Genomic DNA, 16,811 nt, shown 5'->3' with positions numbered 1-16,811 from the left:
GAAGTAGATGCCTGCCGATGCTTGAACACTACGTCAAAAAAATCCTCACCTCGCGCGTTTACGACATCGCTGTCGAAACCCCCTTGCAGACTGCCCGCCAGCTCTCCGAGCGGCTGGGTAACAAGATTTGGCTCAAGCGCGAAGACTTGCAGCCGGTGTTCTCGTTCAAGATTCGCGGCGCCTACAACAAGCTGACCCAGCTCAGTGCCGAAGAACGTGCGCGCGGCGTCGTCACCGCGTCGGCCGGCAACCATGCTCAGGGCTTGGCCCTGGCGGCCAAGGTGCTGGGGGTGAAAGCCACCATCGTGATGCCCAAGACCACCCCGGAGATCAAGGTCGAAGGCGTGCGCTCCCGTGGTGGCAAAGTGGTGTTGCACGGTGATTCCTTCCCGGAAGCCCTGGCCTACTCGCTCAAGTTGGTCGACGAAAAAGGCTACGTCTACATCCACCCCTACGATGATCCGCACACCATTGCCGGGCAGGGCACCGTGGCGATGGAAATCCTGCGCCAGCACCCAGGGCCGCTGGACGCGATTTTCGTACCGGTGGGCGGCGGCGGCCTGATCGCCGGGATTGCGGCGTACGTGAAATACCTGCGCCCGGAGATCAAGATCATCGGCGTGGAGCCGGACGATTCCAACTGCCTGCAAGCCGCCATGGCGGCGGGCGAGCGCGTGGTATTGCCGACCGTCGGCCTCTTTGCCGACGGCGTGGCAGTGGCGCAGATCGGCCAGCACACCTTCGACATCTGCAAAGACTATGTGGATGAAGTGATCACCGTCAGCACCGATGAAATCTGTGCGGCGATCAAGGACATCTACGACGACACCCGCTCCATCACCGAGCCGGCCGGCGCGCTGGGCGTGGCCGGGATCAAAAAGTACGTCGAGACCCGCGGTGTCAGCGGCCAGACCTTTGTCGCCATCGACTCGGGCGCCAACGTCAACTTCGACCGTTTGCGCCATGTGGCCGAGCGCGCCGAACTGGGTGAAGGTCGTGAGGCCATCATCGCGGTGACCATCCCCGAGCGGCCGGGCAGCTTCAAGGCCTTCTGCGAGGCGGTGGGCAAGCGCCAGATCACCGAATTCAATTACCGCTACCACTCCGGCAGCGAAGCGCACATTTTCGTCGGCGTGCAGACCCACCCGGAGAACGACCCGCGCAGCGCGTTGGTGGCCAGCCTGACCAGCCAGGGTTTCCCGGTGCTGGACCTTACCGAGAACGAACTGGCCAAGTTGCACATTCGCCATATGGTCGGCGGGCATGCTGCCAAAGTCAGCGACGAGCTGGTGTTTCGTTTCGAGTTTCCGGAGCGGCCGGGGGCGTTGTTCAACTTTCTCCACAAGCTCGGCGGGCGCTGGAACATCTCGATGTTCCACTACCGCAACCACGGCGCGGCTGACGGCCGAGTGGTGGCGGGCTTGCAAGTACCGGCGGACGAGCGCCACCTGGTGCCTGCCGCGTTGGCGCAAATCGGTTACCCGTACTGGGATGAAAGCGAAAACCCGGCTTACCAGCTGTTCCTCGGTTGAGCGACTACGCTGACTGAGCGGCCTATAAGGAATAGAGACCATGGAAACGCTGACCACCCTCAAGGTGATCCACATCACCGCCACCGCATTGCTGCTGCTCAGCGGCCTCGGCCTGGCCGTATTGGCGTGGCGTAAACGCAGCGCCGGCCCGGCCGCGACCGTGCAGCGCCCCTGGGCATTTGTATGGCTGCTGATGGGAATTTGCCTGGTGAGCATGCCCTTTACCGGATGGTGGCTGGTGCACTTGCTCGGCTGGCCATTGGGGCAAACCTGGATCTTGGGCTCCAGCATCCTCTACACCGTGGCGGCGCTGGCCTGGTTCTGGCTGGTGGCGCGGCTCAATCGGCTGCGCAAGGGCGAGGGCGGGAGCCTGAATTTCACCCTGGTGCTGGCGGTGGTCAGCCTGGTGGGGTTTGTGGCGATTGCAGGGCTCATGGGCGCCAAGCCTGTTTGAAACCGCGTCGCCTTCATCGCAGGCAAGCCAGCTCCCACACTTGACCGGATTCCAACATGAAAACAGGGTCAAAATGTGGGAGTTGGCTTGCCTGCGATAGCGTTGTCAACTGCGCAGCGTAATCACCGGCCAACCCCGTTTCTGGGCTTCAGCACGAAGATTCGGATCCGGATCCACTGCCACCGGGTGCGTCACCTGCTCCAGCAACGGCAAATCATTCATCGAGTCGCTGTAGAAGTAACTGTCTTCCAGGCTATAACCGGTTTCTTCCAACCAACGGTTCAAACGTGTCACCTTGCCCTCGCGAAAGCACGGCACATCGGTACTGCGCCCGGTATAGCGGCCATCCACCATTTCGCACTCGGTGGCAATCAGGGTCTCGACGCCCAGGCGTTCGGCAATCGGCGCGGTGACGAAGCGGTTGGTGGCGGTGATGATCACCAGCTTGTCACCGGCGGCGCGGTGCCTGGCCAGCAGTTCAACGGCCTTGGGAAGCATGATGGGCTCGATACAGTCGCGCATGTAGTCGTTGTGCCACGCGTCCAGCTGGGCTATCTCGGTGCGGCCGAGGATTTCCAGGCAGAAGTTCAAGTAGGCGGCGTTATCCAGCCGGCCGGCCAGGTAGTCCTGGTAGAACTCGTCGTTGCGGGCCTTGTAGGCTACCGCGTCGAGAATCCCGCGTTCACACAGGTAATCGCCCCAGGCGTGATCGCTGTCACCGCCCAGAAGGGTATTGTCCAAGTCGAATAAAGCCAGGCGCATTGCAGTTACTCGCTGAAAAGTCTGTAAAAAGGCGTCCAGAATACGGTCTTTTCACAAGAGTGCACATAAGGTAAGAAGCCTCGTTGCCGCTGGAACAACCTTTGTGGAACAATGCGGCGACATGCGTTTGCGAGGTTGTTGCCGTGATCGACCCCGATGGTTTCCGTCCTAATGTCGGCATTATTCTGACGAATGATGCCGGACAGGTGCTATGGGCTCGCCGAATCAACCAAGATGCCTGGCAGTTTCCTCAAGGTGGAATCAACCCCGACGAAACCCCTGAAGACGCCTTGTACCGTGAGTTGAACGAAGAAGTCGGCCTTGAGCGCGAAGATGTGCAAATTCTGGCCTGTACCCGTGGCTGGTTGCGCTATCGTTTGCCGCAACGCCTGGTGCGTACCCACAGCCAACCGCTGTGCATCGGCCAGAAGCAGAAATGGTTTCTTTTGCGCCTGATCTCCAACGAGCAGCGGGTGCGGATGGATTTGACCGGTAAACCGGAGTTCGATGGCTGGCGCTGGGTCAGCTATTGGTATCCGTTGGGCCAGGTGGTGACATTCAAGCGCGAGGTTTATCGTCGCGCTCTCAAAGAGCTTGCCCCGCGCCTTTTAGCGCGCGACTGACGACGGAGTTCGACCCCGAGCCATGCTCAATACGCTGCGCAAGATCGTCCAGGAAGTTAACTCCGCCAAGGATCTCAAGGCGGCGTTGGGGATTATTGTGTTGCGCGTCAAGGAAGCCATGGGCAGCCAGGTCTGCTCGGTTTACCTGCTGGACCCCGAGACCAACCGTTTTGTGCTGATGGCCACGGAGGGCTTGAACAAGCGCTCCATCGGCAAGGTCAGCATGGCGCCCAATGAAGGTCTGGTGGGCCTGGTGGGGACGCGTGAAGAACCCCTGAACCTCGAGAACGCGGCCGATCACCCGCGTTATCGCTACTTTGCCGAAACCGGTGAAGAGCGCTACGCCTCGTTCCTTGGCGCACCGATCATTCACCACCGCCGTGTTGTCGGCGTGTTGGTCATCCAGCAAAAAGAGCGTCGCCAGTTCGACGAAGGCGAAGAAGCCTTCCTGGTGACCATGAGCGCGCAACTGGCCGGGGTTATCGCCCACGCCGAAGCGACCGGCTCGATTCGCGGCCTGGGGCGCCAGGGCAAGGGCATCCAGGAAGCCAAGTTCGTCGGCGTACCGGGTTCGCCAGGCGCTGCGGTGGGTACCGCGGTGGTCATGCTGCCGCCCGCCGACCTCGATGTGGTGCCGGACAAGACCGTCAGTGACATCGACGCCGAAATCAAATTGTTCAAGACCGCCCTCGAAGGCGTGCGCGCCGACATGCGCAACCTGTCGACCAAGCTGGCCACCCAGCTGCGCCCCGAAGAGCGTGCGCTGTTTGACGTGTACCAGATGATGCTCGACGACGCGTCCCTGGGTAACGAAGTCAAGACCGTGATCAAGACCGGCCAGTGGGCCCAGGGCGCGTTACGCCAGGTGGTCACCGATCACGTCAACCGTTTCGAAATGATGGACGACGCCTACCTGCGCGAGCGCGCATCGGATGTGCGCGACCTGGGGCGACGTCTGTTGGCGTACCTGCAGGAAGACCGCAGCACCAACATGGTCTTCCCCGATAACACCATCCTGGTCAGTGAAGAGTTGACCGCCACCCAGCTTGGCGAAGTGCCTGAAGGCAAGCTGGTGGGCTTGGTTTCGGTATTGGGTTCGGGTAACTCCCACGTGGCGATCCTGGCCCGGGCCATGGGTATCCCGACGGTGATGGGCCTGGTGGACCTGCCGTACTCCAAGGTCGATGGCATCGACATGATCGTCGATGGGCATCGCGGCGAGGTGTTCACCAACCCCAGCGACGTGCTGCGCAAGCAATACGCCGAGGTGGTGGAAGAAGAGAAGCAACTGGCCCAGGGCCTGGATTCGCTGCGCGAGCTGCCGTGTGTCACCCCCGACGGCCACCGCGTACCGCTGCTGGTCAACACCGGCCTGCTGGCGGATGTAGCCCGTGCGCAACAACGCGGCGCCGAAGGGGTGGGTCTGTACCGCACCGAAGTGCCGTTCATGATCAACCAGCGTTTCCCGAGCGAGAAGGAGCAGCTGGCGATTTATCGCGAGCAACTGCAAGCCTTCCACCCGTTACCGGTGACGATGCGCAGCCTGGATATTGGCGGCGACAAGTCACTGTCCTATTTCCCGATCAAGGAAGACAACCCCTTCCTTGGCTGGCGCGGTATTCGCGTTACCCTCGACCATCCCGAAATCTTCCTCGTCCAGACCCGTGCCATGCTCAAGGCCAGCGAGGGCTTGAACAACCTGCGTATCCTGCTGCCGATGATCTCCGGCACCCATGAACTGGAAGAAGCCCTGCACCTGATCCACCGCGCCTGGGGCGAAGTGCGCGACGAAGGCGCCGATGTGCCGATGCCGCCGATTGGCGTGATGATCGAAATCCCTGCGGCGGTGTACCAGGCCAAGGAACTGGCGCGGCAGGTGGACTTCCTGTCGGTAGGCTCCAACGACCTGACCCAGTACCTGCTGGCCGTGGACCGTAACAACCCACGGGTGGCCGACCTCTACGACTACCTGCACCCGGCGGTGCTGCAAGCGCTGCAACACGTGGTGCGCGACGCCCATGCCGAAGGCAAGCCGGTGAGTATCTGCGGCGAAATGGCCGGTGACCCGGCGGCGGCGGTGCTGTTGATGGCGATGGGCTTTGACAGCCTGTCGATGAACGCCACCAACTTGCCGAAAGTGAAGTGGATGCTGCGCCAGGTGGAATTGAGCAGGGCCAAGGATTTGCTCGCCGAGTTGATGACCATCGACAACCCGCAAGTTATCCACAGCTCGCTGCAATTGGCGCTGAAAAACCTGGGGTTGACCCGGATGATCAACCCGGCCTCGGCCAAGACCCTGTAGGAGCGAGCTTCTAGCAGATCGTTCCCGCGCTCTGCGTGGGAATGCAGCCCTGGACGCTCCGCGTCGGCTTTTAGAGCGTGACGCAGAGCGTCACAAGAGGCGTTCCCACGCAGAGCGTGGGAACGATCAAAGTGAAGTGGATGCTGCGCCAGGTGGAATTGAGCAGGGCCAAGGATTTGCTCGCCGAGTTGATGACCATCGACAACCCGCAAGTTATCCACAGCTCGCTGCAATTGGCGCTGAAAAACCTGGGGTTGACCCGGATGATCAACCCGGCCTCGGCCAAGACCCTGTAGGAGCGAGCTTCTAGCAGATCGTTCCCGCGCTCTGCGTGGGAATGCAGCCCTGGACGCTCCGCGTCGGCTTTTAGAGCGTGACGCAGAGCGTGACGCAGAGCGTCACAAGAGGCGTTCCCACGCAGAGCGTGGGAACGATCAAAGTCGGCTTTTAGAGCGTGACGCAGAGCGTCACAAGAGGCGTTCCCACGCAGAGCGTGGGAACGATCAAAGTGAAGTGGACGCTGCGCCAGATGGAATTGAGCAGGGCCAAGGACTTGCTCGCCGAGTTGATGACCATCGACAACCCGCAAGTTATCCACAGCTCGCTGCAATTGGCGCTAAAACATCAGGTCCACCTCACCCAGCCGCCCCCCGTGCGGGCCAAAGCTGCGCTCCAGCATCCGCCGCGTCCCATCGGCATTCACGATCAGCGCCGTGCTCGCCCGTGTCCCATAACTGGGGCTGGCGATAAACACGCTCGACAGCAGGCTTTCGGTCGCCAGGCCTACGCCGGTGTCCGGCAACTCAGCAAACGGGGCAGTCTGCGGGTCGCTGAGAATTCCCAGCAGTGCCTCAGGCTCGGGGTTTTCCAGCACGGCGCTGAACGCTGCTTTGGCCTTCACCAGCTTCGGCCATGGTGTATCCAGCCCGGCATTGGATAACCCGTACACCCCAGCCTTCAATCGCGTCGGCTCGGTATCATTGGCGTTGTAGTGCCACAGCTCATCCCGCGTGCCCACCAGCAGGTTGAACCCGGCATATTCAATCGAGCGGCCATTTACATCGGCCAAATAATCGTCGATCGGCAGCGAACCGCTGAGAAACCGCGCAACCAGTTCGCCGCGAGACTTGCGTGCCGGTGGCTGGTGCGGGTCGCGGATATTGGTCAGGGCGGCAAAGCGCCCATCCGCGTTCATCCCTAGCCAGGTGCCCCCGGCCTCCTGATCGCGACCGGCATAGACCTGGGGCGCATCTGCCCACTGGGCCAGCGGCAGGCTGGGGCGGGCGTAGAACTCATCGCGGTTGGCCGCAACGATCAGCGGTTGGGCATGGCCCGGTCGCCAGGCGAAAACAATCAGGCACATCGGGTGACCCCTTTTGTGTTTTTGCCACTCTACCCACAGACGCGCCGGTGTTCCATCGTCTCGAAGTTGGGCCGCGCACCTCTGATCCGTTAACATGCCGGGCTGTTTGGTGTGTATGTGTACTTCTTAATTTGATCTCGCAGCTGTAACGCAGGCTTAATCGCACATCGGCATGGTCCGGTGCGTCATGACTAAATGTTTTAACGAGGAGTCGCAATGCTGCCTTACCCGCAGATCGACCCGGTGGCCCTGGCCATCGGTCCGCTGAAAATCCATTGGTACGGGTTGATGTACCTGATCGGCATCGGCGGTGCCTGGCTGCTGGCTTCCCGGCGCCTGAACCGTTTCGACCCGACCTGGACCAAGGAGAAGCTCTCCGACATGGTGTTCTGGATGTCGATGGGCGTAATCGTCGGCGGGCGCCTGGGGTATGTGCTGTTCTACGACCTGTCTGCGTATCTCGCCAACCCGACCCTGATCTTCGAAGTGTGGAAGGGCGGCATGGCGTTCCACGGCGGGTTTATCGGTGTGATGATTGCCGCCTGGTGGTTTGGTCGGCGCAATGGCAAGTCGTTCTTCCAACTGATGGACTTCGTCGCACCCTTCGTGCCGATCGGCCTGGGCGCCGGGCGCATTGGTAACTTTATCAACGCCGAGTTGTGGGGCAAGCCGACCGACGTACCGTGGGCGATGGTGTTCCCGCCGTTCAGCGACCCGGCGCAATTGCCGCGCCACCCGTCGCAGCTGTACCAGTTCGCGTTGGAAGGTGTGGCGCTGTTCCTTATTCTCTATATCTTCTCGCGCAAGCCACGCCCAACCATGGCCGTGTCGGGCATGTTCGCGCTGTTCTACGGGATTTTCCGCTTTATCGTCGAATTCGTACGGGTACCGGATGCGCAGTTGGGCTACCTGGCGTGGGGCTGGCTGACCATGGGTCAGGTGCTTAGCCTGCCGATGATCCTGGCGGGCCTGGGCATGCTGTGGTGGGCGTACAATCGCCCGCAGCCGCTGAAGAACGCCGCGCTTTAAATTCGAATGCCAAGACCAGGAGGTCTTGGCTTCAACGATACGGGTAAAAACATGAAGCAATATCTCGAACTGCTGCAGGACGTCGTGACCAATGGCCTGACCAAGGGCGACCGCACGGGCACCGGTACCAAGGCTGTGTTTGCGCGTCAGTATCGGCATAACCTGGCCGACGGCTTCCCGCTGCTGACCACCAAGAAGCTGCACTTCAAAAGCATCGCCAACGAACTGATCTGGATGTTGAGCGGCAACACCAACATCAAGTGGCTCAACGAAAATGGCGTGAAGATTTGGGATGAGTGGGCCACCGAAGACGGCGACCTGGGCCCGGTCTACGGCGAGCAGTGGACTGCCTGGCCGACCAAGGACGGCGGCACGATCAACCAGATCGACTACATGGTGCACACGCTCAAGACCAACCCCAACAGCCGTCGCATCCTGTTCCACGGCTGGAACGTTGAATACCTGCCGGACGAAACCCAGAGCCCGCAGGAAAACGCGCGTAATGGCAAGCAAGCCTTGCCGCCGTGCCATTTGCTTTACCAGGCGTTCGTGCATGACGGCCATCTGTCGATGCAGCTGTATATCCGCAGCTCCGACGTGTTCCTGGGCCTGCCGTACAACACTGCCGCGCTGGCGTTGCTGACCCACATGCTGGCCCAGCAGTGCGACCTGATCCCCCACGAGATCATCGTCACCACGGGCGACACCCACGCCTACAGCAACCACATGGAGCAGATCCAGACCCAGTTGGCGCGTACGCCGAAAAAACTGCCGGAACTGGTGATCAAGCGTAAGCCTGCGTCGATCTACGACTATAAGTTCGAAGACTTCGAAATCGTGGGCTACGACGCCGACCCAAGCATCAAGGCCGACGTGGCGATCTAAAGCCTGTTGCAGTAGGAAACTGTGGGAGCAGGCAAGCCAGCTCCCACATGGGTTTGGTGTTCACCTGAGTTAATGGCCGTGGCTTCTGCCCACATGCGAAGGCTCGGCCTCGCTGGCCGCAATCCCGCCGCTGACCTCCAACTGCTGCAAGATCCCGCACTGGTTACCGCCGCCGCAGCGTTGACGCAAGTCCAGCAGTTGTTCCTGCAAGGCCAGTAATCCGTCGATCCGCGCTTTCACATGATGGATATGCTCGTCGATCAACGCATTCACGCTTTCGCACTGGTCCTGGGGGCTGTCACGCAGCCCCAGCAGGCTGCGGATTTCTTCGAGGGTCATGTCCAGGCTGCGGCAGTTGCGGATAAAGGTCAGTCGCTCGGTATGCGCCTGGGTGTATACGCGGTAGTTGCCGTCGGTGCGTGCCGGGGGCGGCAGCAGGTTTTCCTTCTCGTAATAACGGATGGTTTCCACCGGGCAATCGGTGAGTTTGGCCAGTTCGCCGATCTTCATCGCAGCAATCTCCAAATGGGTGCTTGACCCTATAGTGGCTACAGGGTCTTTACTTGGCAACAGGCACCTTTACGGACGCGACCTGATGAGCCACTCCATTCATACCCCGCACAAGCACGACCACAAGCATGATCACGATCACGATCACGATCACGATCACGATCACGATCACGCTCATGACCATGATCACAAACATGACCATGGGCCCGCCAAACTCACGCCTGTGGATAACCACGGCCATTCCGGCTCCTGCTGCTCCGGCGCTGCCGGGCCTGCCATCGTGACCTTGAGTGAAGCGCCCACCGCCGGCTCGCGCCTGAGCACCTTCCGCATCGAAGCCATGGATTGCCCTACCGAGCAGACGCTGATCCAGAACAAGCTGGGCAAGCTCGCTGGCGTGCAGCAACTGGAATTCAACCTGATCAACCGCATCCTCGGCGTCACCCATGACCTGCCGAACACGGCGCCGATCATTGAGGCAATCAAGTCCATCGGCATGCAGGCCGACCCTATCGAAGAAGGCAGCCCCGCCGCCGCGCCGCCCGCCAAGAAACATTGGTGGCCGCTGGCGGTGTCGGGCGTGGGTGCCCTGGGGGCAGAGGTGTTGCACTTCACTGGTGTGGCGCCCACCTGGGTAATCGCGCTGGTGGCGTTGGTGTCGATTCTCAGCGGCGGCCTTACCACCTACAAGAAGGGCTGGATTGCCCTGAAGAACTTCAACCTCAATATCAATGCCTTGATGAGCATCGCGGTGACGGGCGCGATCCTGATTGGCCAGTGGCCGGAAGCGGCGATGGTGATGTTCCTGTTCACCGTGGCCGAGTTGATTGAGGCCAAGTCCCTGGACCGAGCGCGCAACGCCATCAGCGGCCTGATGCAGATGACCCCGGAACAGGCCACGGTGCGCCAGGCCGATGGTTCCTGGCTGGAACAAGAGGTCAAGAGCATTGATCTTGGCGCGATTGTCCGAGTAAAACCCGGCGAGCGCATCGGGCTCGACGGTGAAGTCACGGCCGGCCAGTCCACCATCGACCAGGCACCGATCACCGGGGAAAGCCTGCCGATTGAAAAAACCGTGGGCGATAAGGTGTTTGCCGGCACCATCAACCAGGCCGGTTCCCTGGAGTACAAGGTCACCGCCGCGGCCAACAACTCCACGCTGGCGCGGATCATCCACGCGGTGGAACAGGCTCAAGGCGCACGCGCACCGACCCAGCGCTTTGTCGACAGTTTCTCCAAGGTCTACACCCCGGCTGTCTTCCTGTTTGCCCTCGGTGTGGCGGTGATTCCGCCGCTGTTCATGGCGGGCGTGTGGTTTGACTGGATCTACCGCGCCCTCGTGCTGCTGGTGGTGGCCTGCCCTTGTGCCTTGGTGATCTCCACCCCGGTGACCATTGTCAGCGGCCTGGCGGCGGCGGCGCGCAAAGGCATCCTGATCAAGGGCGGAGTGTACCTGGAGGGCGGCTACAAGCTCGACTACCTGGCCCTCGACAAGACCGGCACCATCACCCACGGCAAACCGGTGCAAACCGACTACCTGCCGCTGTTCCCGAACATCGAAGACAGCGCGCCGGCCCTGGCGGCCAGCTTGGCATCGCGTTCCGATCACCCGGTGTCCCTGGCGATTGCCAACGCGGCTGTGGATAAAAACCTGTCGACTCACGCTGTGGATAACTTCGAAGCCCTGGCCGGGCGCGGTGTGCGGGGTGATATCAACGGCCAGACCTATCACCTGGGTAACCACCGCCTGGTGGAAGACCTCGGTCTGTGTTCCGAGGCCTTGGAAGAGAAACTCTTTGCCCTGGAAAAACAAGGCAAGTCCGTGGTGTTGCTGTTGGACAAGTCTGGCCCGCTGGCGCTGTTTGCCGTGGCCGACACGGTCAAGGAGAGCAGCCGCGAAGCCATTCAGCAGTTGCACGACCTAGGCATCAAGACCCTGATGCTCACCGGCGACAACACCCACACTGCCAAGGCCATTGCGGCCCAGGTGGGTATCGACCAGGCCCAGGGCGACCTGTTGCCCACCGACAAGCTGCAAGCCATCGAAACCCTCTACGGCCAGGGCCATCGGGTGGGCATGGTGGGTGATGGCATCAACGACGCCCCGGCCCTGGCCCGTGCCGAGATCGGCTTTGCGATGGCCGCGGCGGGCACTGACACCGCTATCGAGACCGCCGACGTGGCGCTGATGGACGATGATTTGCGCAAGATTCCGGCTTTCATTCGGTTGTCGCGGCAAACGTCGAGTATCCTCAAGCAGAACATCGCCCTGGCGCTGGTGATCAAGGCGATCTTCCTGGCCGTCACGTTCATGGGCATGGCGACCATGTGGATGGCGGTCTTCGCCGACATGGGCGTGAGCCTGCTGGTGGTGTTCAATGGCCTGCGCCTGGTGCGCAAATAGAGGATGAGAGGGTGGTGTGCTGAGTGCTGAGTTAAAGGCGTTTTTCATGGTCGCCCGCCTGGGCAGCATTACCCAGGCGGCGAAGAAACTCGGCTTGAGCCAGCCCACGGTGACCACCCAGATTCGCAACCTGGAAAGCCACTACGGCGTCGAGTTGTTCTACCGTGGCGGCCGCCGCCTCACCGTCAGCGACGAAGGCGCGCGGCTATTGCCGATGGTCAAGGCGCTGTTGCAGCAGGAAGCGGATATCGAGTTTTTCCTGCGCAACAACGGCCAGGTCCAGGGTGCGCTGAGAATTGCCGCAACGGCGCCGTATTACATCCTCGATCTGGTCAAAGCCTTTCGCGAGCGCCTGCCCCAGGTGGACGTGTCGGTGGAAATCGGCAACTCCCAGCAGGTGCTTGAGGCGCTGGACGATTACCGCGTCGATGTCGCGGCCTCATCGCAATTGCTGGAAGACGCCCGGCTGATCCGCCGCGTGCTGGGCACCGACCCGCTGGTGCTGGCGGTGCACCGCAATCACCCGTTGGCCAAGCTCGATCACGTAACGTTGAGCGCGCTAGTCGGGCATACCTTGCTGATGCGTGAAGCGGGCTCCACTACCCGCAGGCTGACGGAAGAGATGTTGAAGAATGCGGGCGTCGGATATGGCCCGTTGTTGGAGATTGGCAGCCGTGAGTCGATTCGCGAGGCGGTGCTGCGCAATATCGGCATCAGCATCATCGCCCGCCAGGAAGTGCCCCATGACCCGCAGTTGCGCGTGCTGACTATCGAGAATGCACCGCAGATTCCGGAGTATCTGTATTGCCTCAAGGAGCGCAAAGGAGCGCGCCTGCCGGCGGCGTTCCTTGGCCTGGCTCAGGAAATGTCACCCCTCTGATCGTTCCCACGCTCCGCGTGGGAACGCCGCCCAGGACGCTCCGCGTCCGTGACGCGGAGCGTCACTAGAGACATTCCCGCGCAGAGCGTGGGAACGATCATGATAGCGGTCGTGAGTCCTACACAAATCCACCAATACCACTATCACCTCTTTTTGCCTTTCTGCCACACCCGCTACGCATTGCCTCCCTAGCATGGCCTTCATCCGTTCGATGAGGTGCCACCATGCACACAGCCCTGACCCAACCCGGCGCACCGATGAAAGTGCGCGCAATCCAGAAACGCTTTGGCGCCTTCACCGCGCTGGACAACGTCTCCCTGGACGTCGCCGCTGGCGAGCTGGTGTGCCTGCTGGGCCCTTCCGGCTGTGGCAAGACCACACTGCTGCGCTGCATCGCCGGCCTGGAGCGCCAGGACAGCGGTGAGCTTTACCTGGGCGAGCGGGACGTGTCCCTGCTGCCACCCCAGGCGCGGGACTACGGCATCCTGTTCCAGTCCTATGCGTTGTTTCCCAACCTCAGCGTTGAAGCGAACATCGGCTACGGCCTCACCGGCAGCGGCCGCGATGAAGTGCGCAAGCGGGTCGCGCAGATGCTTGAGCTGGTGGGCCTGGGGGGCAGCGAAAAGAAGTACCCCGGCCAACTCTCCGGCGGCCAGCAACAGCGCGTCGCCCTGGCCCGCGCACTGGCGCCGGCGCCGTCGTTATTGCTGTTGGATGAGCCGATGTCGGCCCTCGATGCCCGGGTGCGCGAGCACCTGTGCACCGAACTGCGCCAACTGCAGCGGCGCCTGGGCATCACCACCTTGATGGTGACCCACAACCAGGACGAAGCCATGTTGATGGCCGACCGCATTGCCGTGATGAACAACGGCAAGGTCGAGCAGTACGCCACGCCCCAGGAAATCTACGACCGCCCGGCCACGCCGTTCGTGGCAGAGTTTGTCGGCCAGGGCAACTGGTTGCCGTTCAGCCGTAACAGCGCCAGCCATGCTCAGGTGGGTGGGTTGAACATGCGCCTGGCTGAGGACGCCGGTGTCGCCCAGTCCGGCCGCTTGTTCTGCCGCCCGGAAGCCATTTGCGTCAACCCACCGGTGCATGAAGAAAACCTGTTCCCGGCCAAGGTTCGCGAGATCACCTTTCTCGGCAACCGCTGCCGCATGAGCTTTGAGCTGGAACAGTTGCCGGGCCATCCGTTGCTGGCTGAACTGGCGCCGGAAGCGATGCCGCGCCTGGGCGCCCAGGACATCTGGGTGGCGTTGCCGCCGCGCAGCCTGCAGGTGTTTGCCTGAGATGGGGGCTGTGATGACATTGCCGGTACCGCGCCAGGTGTCCCGAGCCGAGTGGGGCGACCGCCTCTTCGTGGTCGGCGGCAAATGGCTCTGGCTGGGCCTGTTAATGGTGGCGGTGCTGTTGCCGCTGTTGGCTATCTTCTGGCGCGGCTTCAGCAGCGAAGCCGGGCAGGGCGGTGGCCTGGTAGCCGCTCGCGAACTGCTGAGCAGCACCAACTTTCACTGGTTGCTGGGCAATAGCCTGAAAGTTTCCCTCAGCGTGGCGGCCATCGTCGTACCGCTGGCCTATCTGTTTGCCTATGCCCTGCAACGCACGCTGATCCCCGGCAAGTCCATCTGGCGTGGCCTGTCATTGCTGCCATTGATGGCGCCGTCGATGCTGCCGGGTATTGCCCTGGTTTATCTGTTCGGCAACCAGGGCCTGCTGCGGGGTTTGTTCTCGGAGAATATCTACGGTTTCTGGGGCATTGTGCTCGGTGAGGTGATCTACACCTTTCCCCATGCCTTGATGATTTTGCTGTCCGCGCTGTCCTTGGCGGATGCGCGTTTGTTCGACGCCGCTTCGAGCATGGGCGCCAGCCCGGCACGGGCGTTTCGCAGCATTACCTGGCCGGCCACGCGCCAGGCGGTGTTCGCCGCTTTCTGCCTGGTGTTCACCCTGACCATCACCGACTTCGGAGTACCGGTGGTGGTGGGCGGCGATTATCAGGTGCTGGCGCTGGAAGCCTACAAGGCGGTGGTGGGCCAGCAACAGTTCGGTCGCGGCGCGTTGATCGGCATGGTGTTGCTGCTGCCGGCGCTGTTCAGCTTTGGTGTGGATGCGTGGTTGCGCCGTCGGCATGGCGACGCGATGAGCGGCCGCGCCCAGGTGTTCCAGCCAGCGTCATCGAGGCTGCGCGACGGGTGCTACCTGGCCATCGTGCTGCTGATTTGCGCGGCGTTGCTGCTGGTGTTCGGCATGGCGGTCTATTCCTCGCTGGTGAAGTTCTGGCCCTACAACCTGTCGCTGTCGCTCAACCACTACCAATTCGAAGACACCGCCGGCGGCGGCTGGCTGGCCTATCGCAACAGCCTGACCATGGCGCTGTGTACGGCGTTGATCGGCAGCGTGCTGATTTTCACCGGCGCCTACCTGATGGAAAAAACCAAGGGCCAGAAGAACCTGAACCTGGCGCTGCGCATGCTCAGCTTCGTGCCGATGGCCGTGCCGGGCCTGGTCCTGGGGTTGGGCTACGTGTTTTTCTTCAACCTCAACGGCAACCCGCTGCATGTGTTGTACGGCAGCATGGCGTTGCTGGTGGTGTGCACCATTGCGCACTACCTGACCACCGCGCAGATGACCGCGACCACCGCCTTGCGCCAGTTGGACGCCGAGTTCGAAGCCGCTGCGTTGTCCCTCAAGGCACCGTTGTACCGCCACTATCTGCGCGTCACGGTGCCGATCTGTCTACCGGCGCTGCTGGACATCCTGCGCTACCTGTTTGTCTCGGCGATGACCACCGTGTCCGCCGCAATTTTCCTCTACAGCCCCGACACCATCCTCGCCGCCGTCGCCGTGCTGAACATGGACGACGCCGGCAATGTGGGCGGCGCGGCGGCCATGTCGACCCTGATCCTGTTCACCTCGGCCAGCGTCTCGCTGCTGCTGGCGTGGGCTTCACGTGGCGCGCTGCGCCGCTCCCAAGCCTGGCGCCAGCGCGCACCTGGCCAATAAACATCCCTGAAGGAGGTGCTCCATGTTCAAGCCCCTGGCGCTGGTCGCTGCAGTCCTCACGGCATTCAGTCTGAATGCCTTCGCCAAGACCGAGTTGACCGTGTACACGGCCCTTGAAGCCGAGCAATTGAAGACCTACAAAAAAGCTTTCGAACAGGCCAACCCCGACGTCGAGATCAAGTGGGTGCGCGACTCCACCGGCATCATCACCGCCAAACTGCTGGCCGAGAAAGACCGCCCCCAGGCTGACGTAGTGTGGGGCCTGGCCGCCTCCAGCCTGGCGATCCTCGATCAGCAAGGCATGCTCGACAACTACGCGCCCAAGGACCTGGACAAGATCGGCAAGCATTACCGCGACGCCGCCAACCCTCCGGCCTGGGTGGGCATGGACGTGTGGGCCGCCACCCTCTGCTTCAACACCGTCGAAGCCGAGAAGCAGGGCCTCACCAAACCGGTGAGCTGGCAGGACCTGACCAAGCCCGAATACAAGGGCAAGATCGTGATGCCTAACCCGGCGTCTTCAGGCACCGGCTTCCTGGATGTCAGCGCCTGGCTCCAGACCTTCGGCGAGAAGCAAGGCTGGCTGTACATGGACGACCTGCACCGGAACATCGGCCAGTACGTTCACTCCGGCTCCAAGCCGTGCAAGCTGGCGGCGTCCGGTGAGTTCCCGATTGGCATTTCCTTCGAATACCCGGCGGTTCAGCTCAAACGCCAGGGCGCGCCGCTGGAGATCATCCTGCCCAAAGAGGGCCTGGGCTGGGAGATCGAAGCCACCGCTGTGATCAAGGGCACTGCCCATGCCGACGCGGCGAAAAAACTCGCCGACTTCTCTGCCAGCACCGCGGCGATGGACCTGTACAAGGAAAACTTCGCCGTGCTCGCGCAACCGGGTATCGCCAAGCCGCAGACCGAATTGCCGGCGGACTATGAGCAACGGTTGATCAAGAACGACTTTGTCTGGGCTTCCAGGAACCGTGACAGCATCCTGGCCGAATGGCGTAAGCGTTATGACGGTAAGTCGGAAAAACAGTAACCGATCGTTCCCACGCTCCGCGTGGTAA

The 16,811-nt window shown here is 61.7% G+C and carries 15 protein-coding genes; 12 read left to right on the top strand and 3 right to left on the bottom strand.

Annotated features, from left to right (window positions below):
• The first annotated feature begins 17 nt into the window (after positions 1-17).
• Positions 18-1,532 (top strand): threonine ammonia-lyase, biosynthetic, encoded by a 1,515-nt coding sequence (ilvA, locus tag HBO10_RS07090; protein ID WP_034128978.1) that lies wholly within the window; start codon positions 18-20, stop codon positions 1,530-1,532.
• A 40-nt stretch (positions 1,533-1,572) separates the two neighbouring features.
• Positions 1,573-1,986 (top strand): DUF2269 family protein, encoded by a 414-nt coding sequence (locus tag HBO10_RS07085; protein ID WP_034128977.1) that lies wholly within the window; start codon positions 1,573-1,575, stop codon positions 1,984-1,986.
• A 105-nt stretch (positions 1,987-2,091) separates the two neighbouring features.
• Here the strand turns inward: HBO10_RS07085 and HBO10_RS07080 are convergent, their stop codons facing one another.
• Positions 2,092-2,748: an HAD family hydrolase gene (locus HBO10_RS07080; protein WP_034128976.1), complete on the bottom strand. Its 657-nt coding sequence runs from the start codon at positions 2,746-2,748 to the stop codon at positions 2,092-2,094.
• Positions 2,749-2,891: 143 nt separating this feature from the next.
• Between HBO10_RS07080 and HBO10_RS07075 the strand changes: the two genes are divergently transcribed.
• From HBO10_RS07075 to HBO10_RS07065, 3 genes are all read left to right on the top strand, one after another.
• Positions 2,892-3,371 (top strand): RNA pyrophosphohydrolase, encoded by a 480-nt coding sequence (locus HBO10_RS07075; RefSeq protein WP_003176750.1) that lies wholly within the window; start codon positions 2,892-2,894, stop codon positions 3,369-3,371.
• Positions 3,372-3,393: 22 nt separating this feature from the next.
• Positions 3,394-5,673 (top strand): phosphoenolpyruvate--protein phosphotransferase, encoded by a 2,280-nt coding sequence (ptsP, locus tag HBO10_RS07070; protein ID WP_014720364.1) that lies wholly within the window; start codon positions 3,394-3,396, stop codon positions 5,671-5,673.
• Between the two features lie 131 nt (positions 5,674-5,804).
• Positions 5,805-5,969: a hypothetical protein gene (locus HBO10_RS07065; protein ID WP_155290866.1), complete on the top strand. Its 165-nt coding sequence runs from the start codon at positions 5,805-5,807 to the stop codon at positions 5,967-5,969.
• Between the two features lie 320 nt (positions 5,970-6,289).
• Here the strand turns inward: HBO10_RS07065 and HBO10_RS07060 are convergent, their stop codons facing one another.
• Positions 6,290-7,036 (bottom strand): NRDE family protein, encoded by a 747-nt coding sequence (locus HBO10_RS07060; RefSeq protein ID WP_034128975.1) that lies wholly within the window; start codon positions 7,034-7,036, stop codon positions 6,290-6,292.
• Between the two features lie 216 nt (positions 7,037-7,252).
• Between HBO10_RS07060 and lgt the strand changes: the two genes are divergently transcribed.
• Entirely contained in the window at positions 7,253-8,065 is an 813-nt protein-coding gene (gene lgt / locus HBO10_RS07055; RefSeq protein ID WP_003195189.1) for a prolipoprotein diacylglyceryl transferase, read from the top strand.
• A 51-nt stretch (positions 8,066-8,116) separates the two neighbouring features.
• The gene (locus HBO10_RS07050) at positions 8,117-8,950 is read left to right on the top strand and encodes a thymidylate synthase (RefSeq protein WP_014720362.1); all 834 of its coding nucleotides are present in this window, start codon (positions 8,117-8,119) and stop codon (positions 8,948-8,950) included.
• Between the two features lie 69 nt (positions 8,951-9,019).
• Here HBO10_RS07050 and cadR read toward each other — a convergent pair whose 3' ends face one another.
• A complete protein-coding gene (gene cadR / locus HBO10_RS07045; protein ID WP_003195185.1) occupies positions 9,020-9,460 on the bottom strand; it encodes a Cd(II)/Pb(II)-responsive transcriptional regulator in 441 nt (146 codons plus the stop codon).
• A gap of 85 nt (positions 9,461-9,545) precedes the next feature.
• On the opposite strand from cadR, the gene HBO10_RS07040 reads away from it, so the two are divergent.
• From HBO10_RS07040 to HBO10_RS07020, 5 genes are all read left to right on the top strand, one after another.
• Complete coding sequence (locus tag HBO10_RS07040; RefSeq protein ID WP_034128974.1) at positions 9,546-11,864, top strand: heavy metal translocating P-type ATPase; 2,319 nt, start codon at positions 9,546-9,548, stop codon at positions 11,862-11,864.
• A gap of 16 nt (positions 11,865-11,880) precedes the next feature.
• Complete coding sequence (locus HBO10_RS07035) at positions 11,881-12,744, top strand: LysR family transcriptional regulator (RefSeq protein ID WP_034128973.1); 864 nt, start codon at positions 11,881-11,883, stop codon at positions 12,742-12,744.
• A 224-nt stretch (positions 12,745-12,968) separates the two neighbouring features.
• A complete protein-coding gene (locus HBO10_RS07030; RefSeq protein WP_034128972.1) occupies positions 12,969-14,033 on the top strand; it encodes a putative 2-aminoethylphosphonate ABC transporter ATP-binding protein in 1,065 nt (354 codons plus the stop codon).
• A 1-nt stretch (position 14,034) separates the two neighbouring features.
• Complete coding sequence (locus HBO10_RS07025) at positions 14,035-15,747, top strand: putative 2-aminoethylphosphonate ABC transporter permease subunit (protein ID WP_034128971.1); 1,713 nt, start codon at positions 14,035-14,037, stop codon at positions 15,745-15,747.
• A gap of 22 nt (positions 15,748-15,769) precedes the next feature.
• Positions 15,770-16,783, top strand: a complete 1,014-nt coding sequence (locus HBO10_RS07020) for a putative 2-aminoethylphosphonate ABC transporter substrate-binding protein (RefSeq protein WP_034128970.1) — start codon at positions 15,770-15,772, stop codon at positions 16,781-16,783.
• The last annotated feature ends 28 nt before the right edge of the window (positions 16,784-16,811 follow it).

The sequence above is a fragment of the Pseudomonas sp. WS 5503 genome (genome assembly GCF_012985385.1).
Lineage (GTDB): Bacteria > Pseudomonadota > Gammaproteobacteria > Pseudomonadales > Pseudomonadaceae > Aquipseudomonas > Aquipseudomonas paracarnis.
Note: the sequence above shows the minus strand (reverse complement) of the source record. Positions and strands in the feature narration are given on the sequence as shown.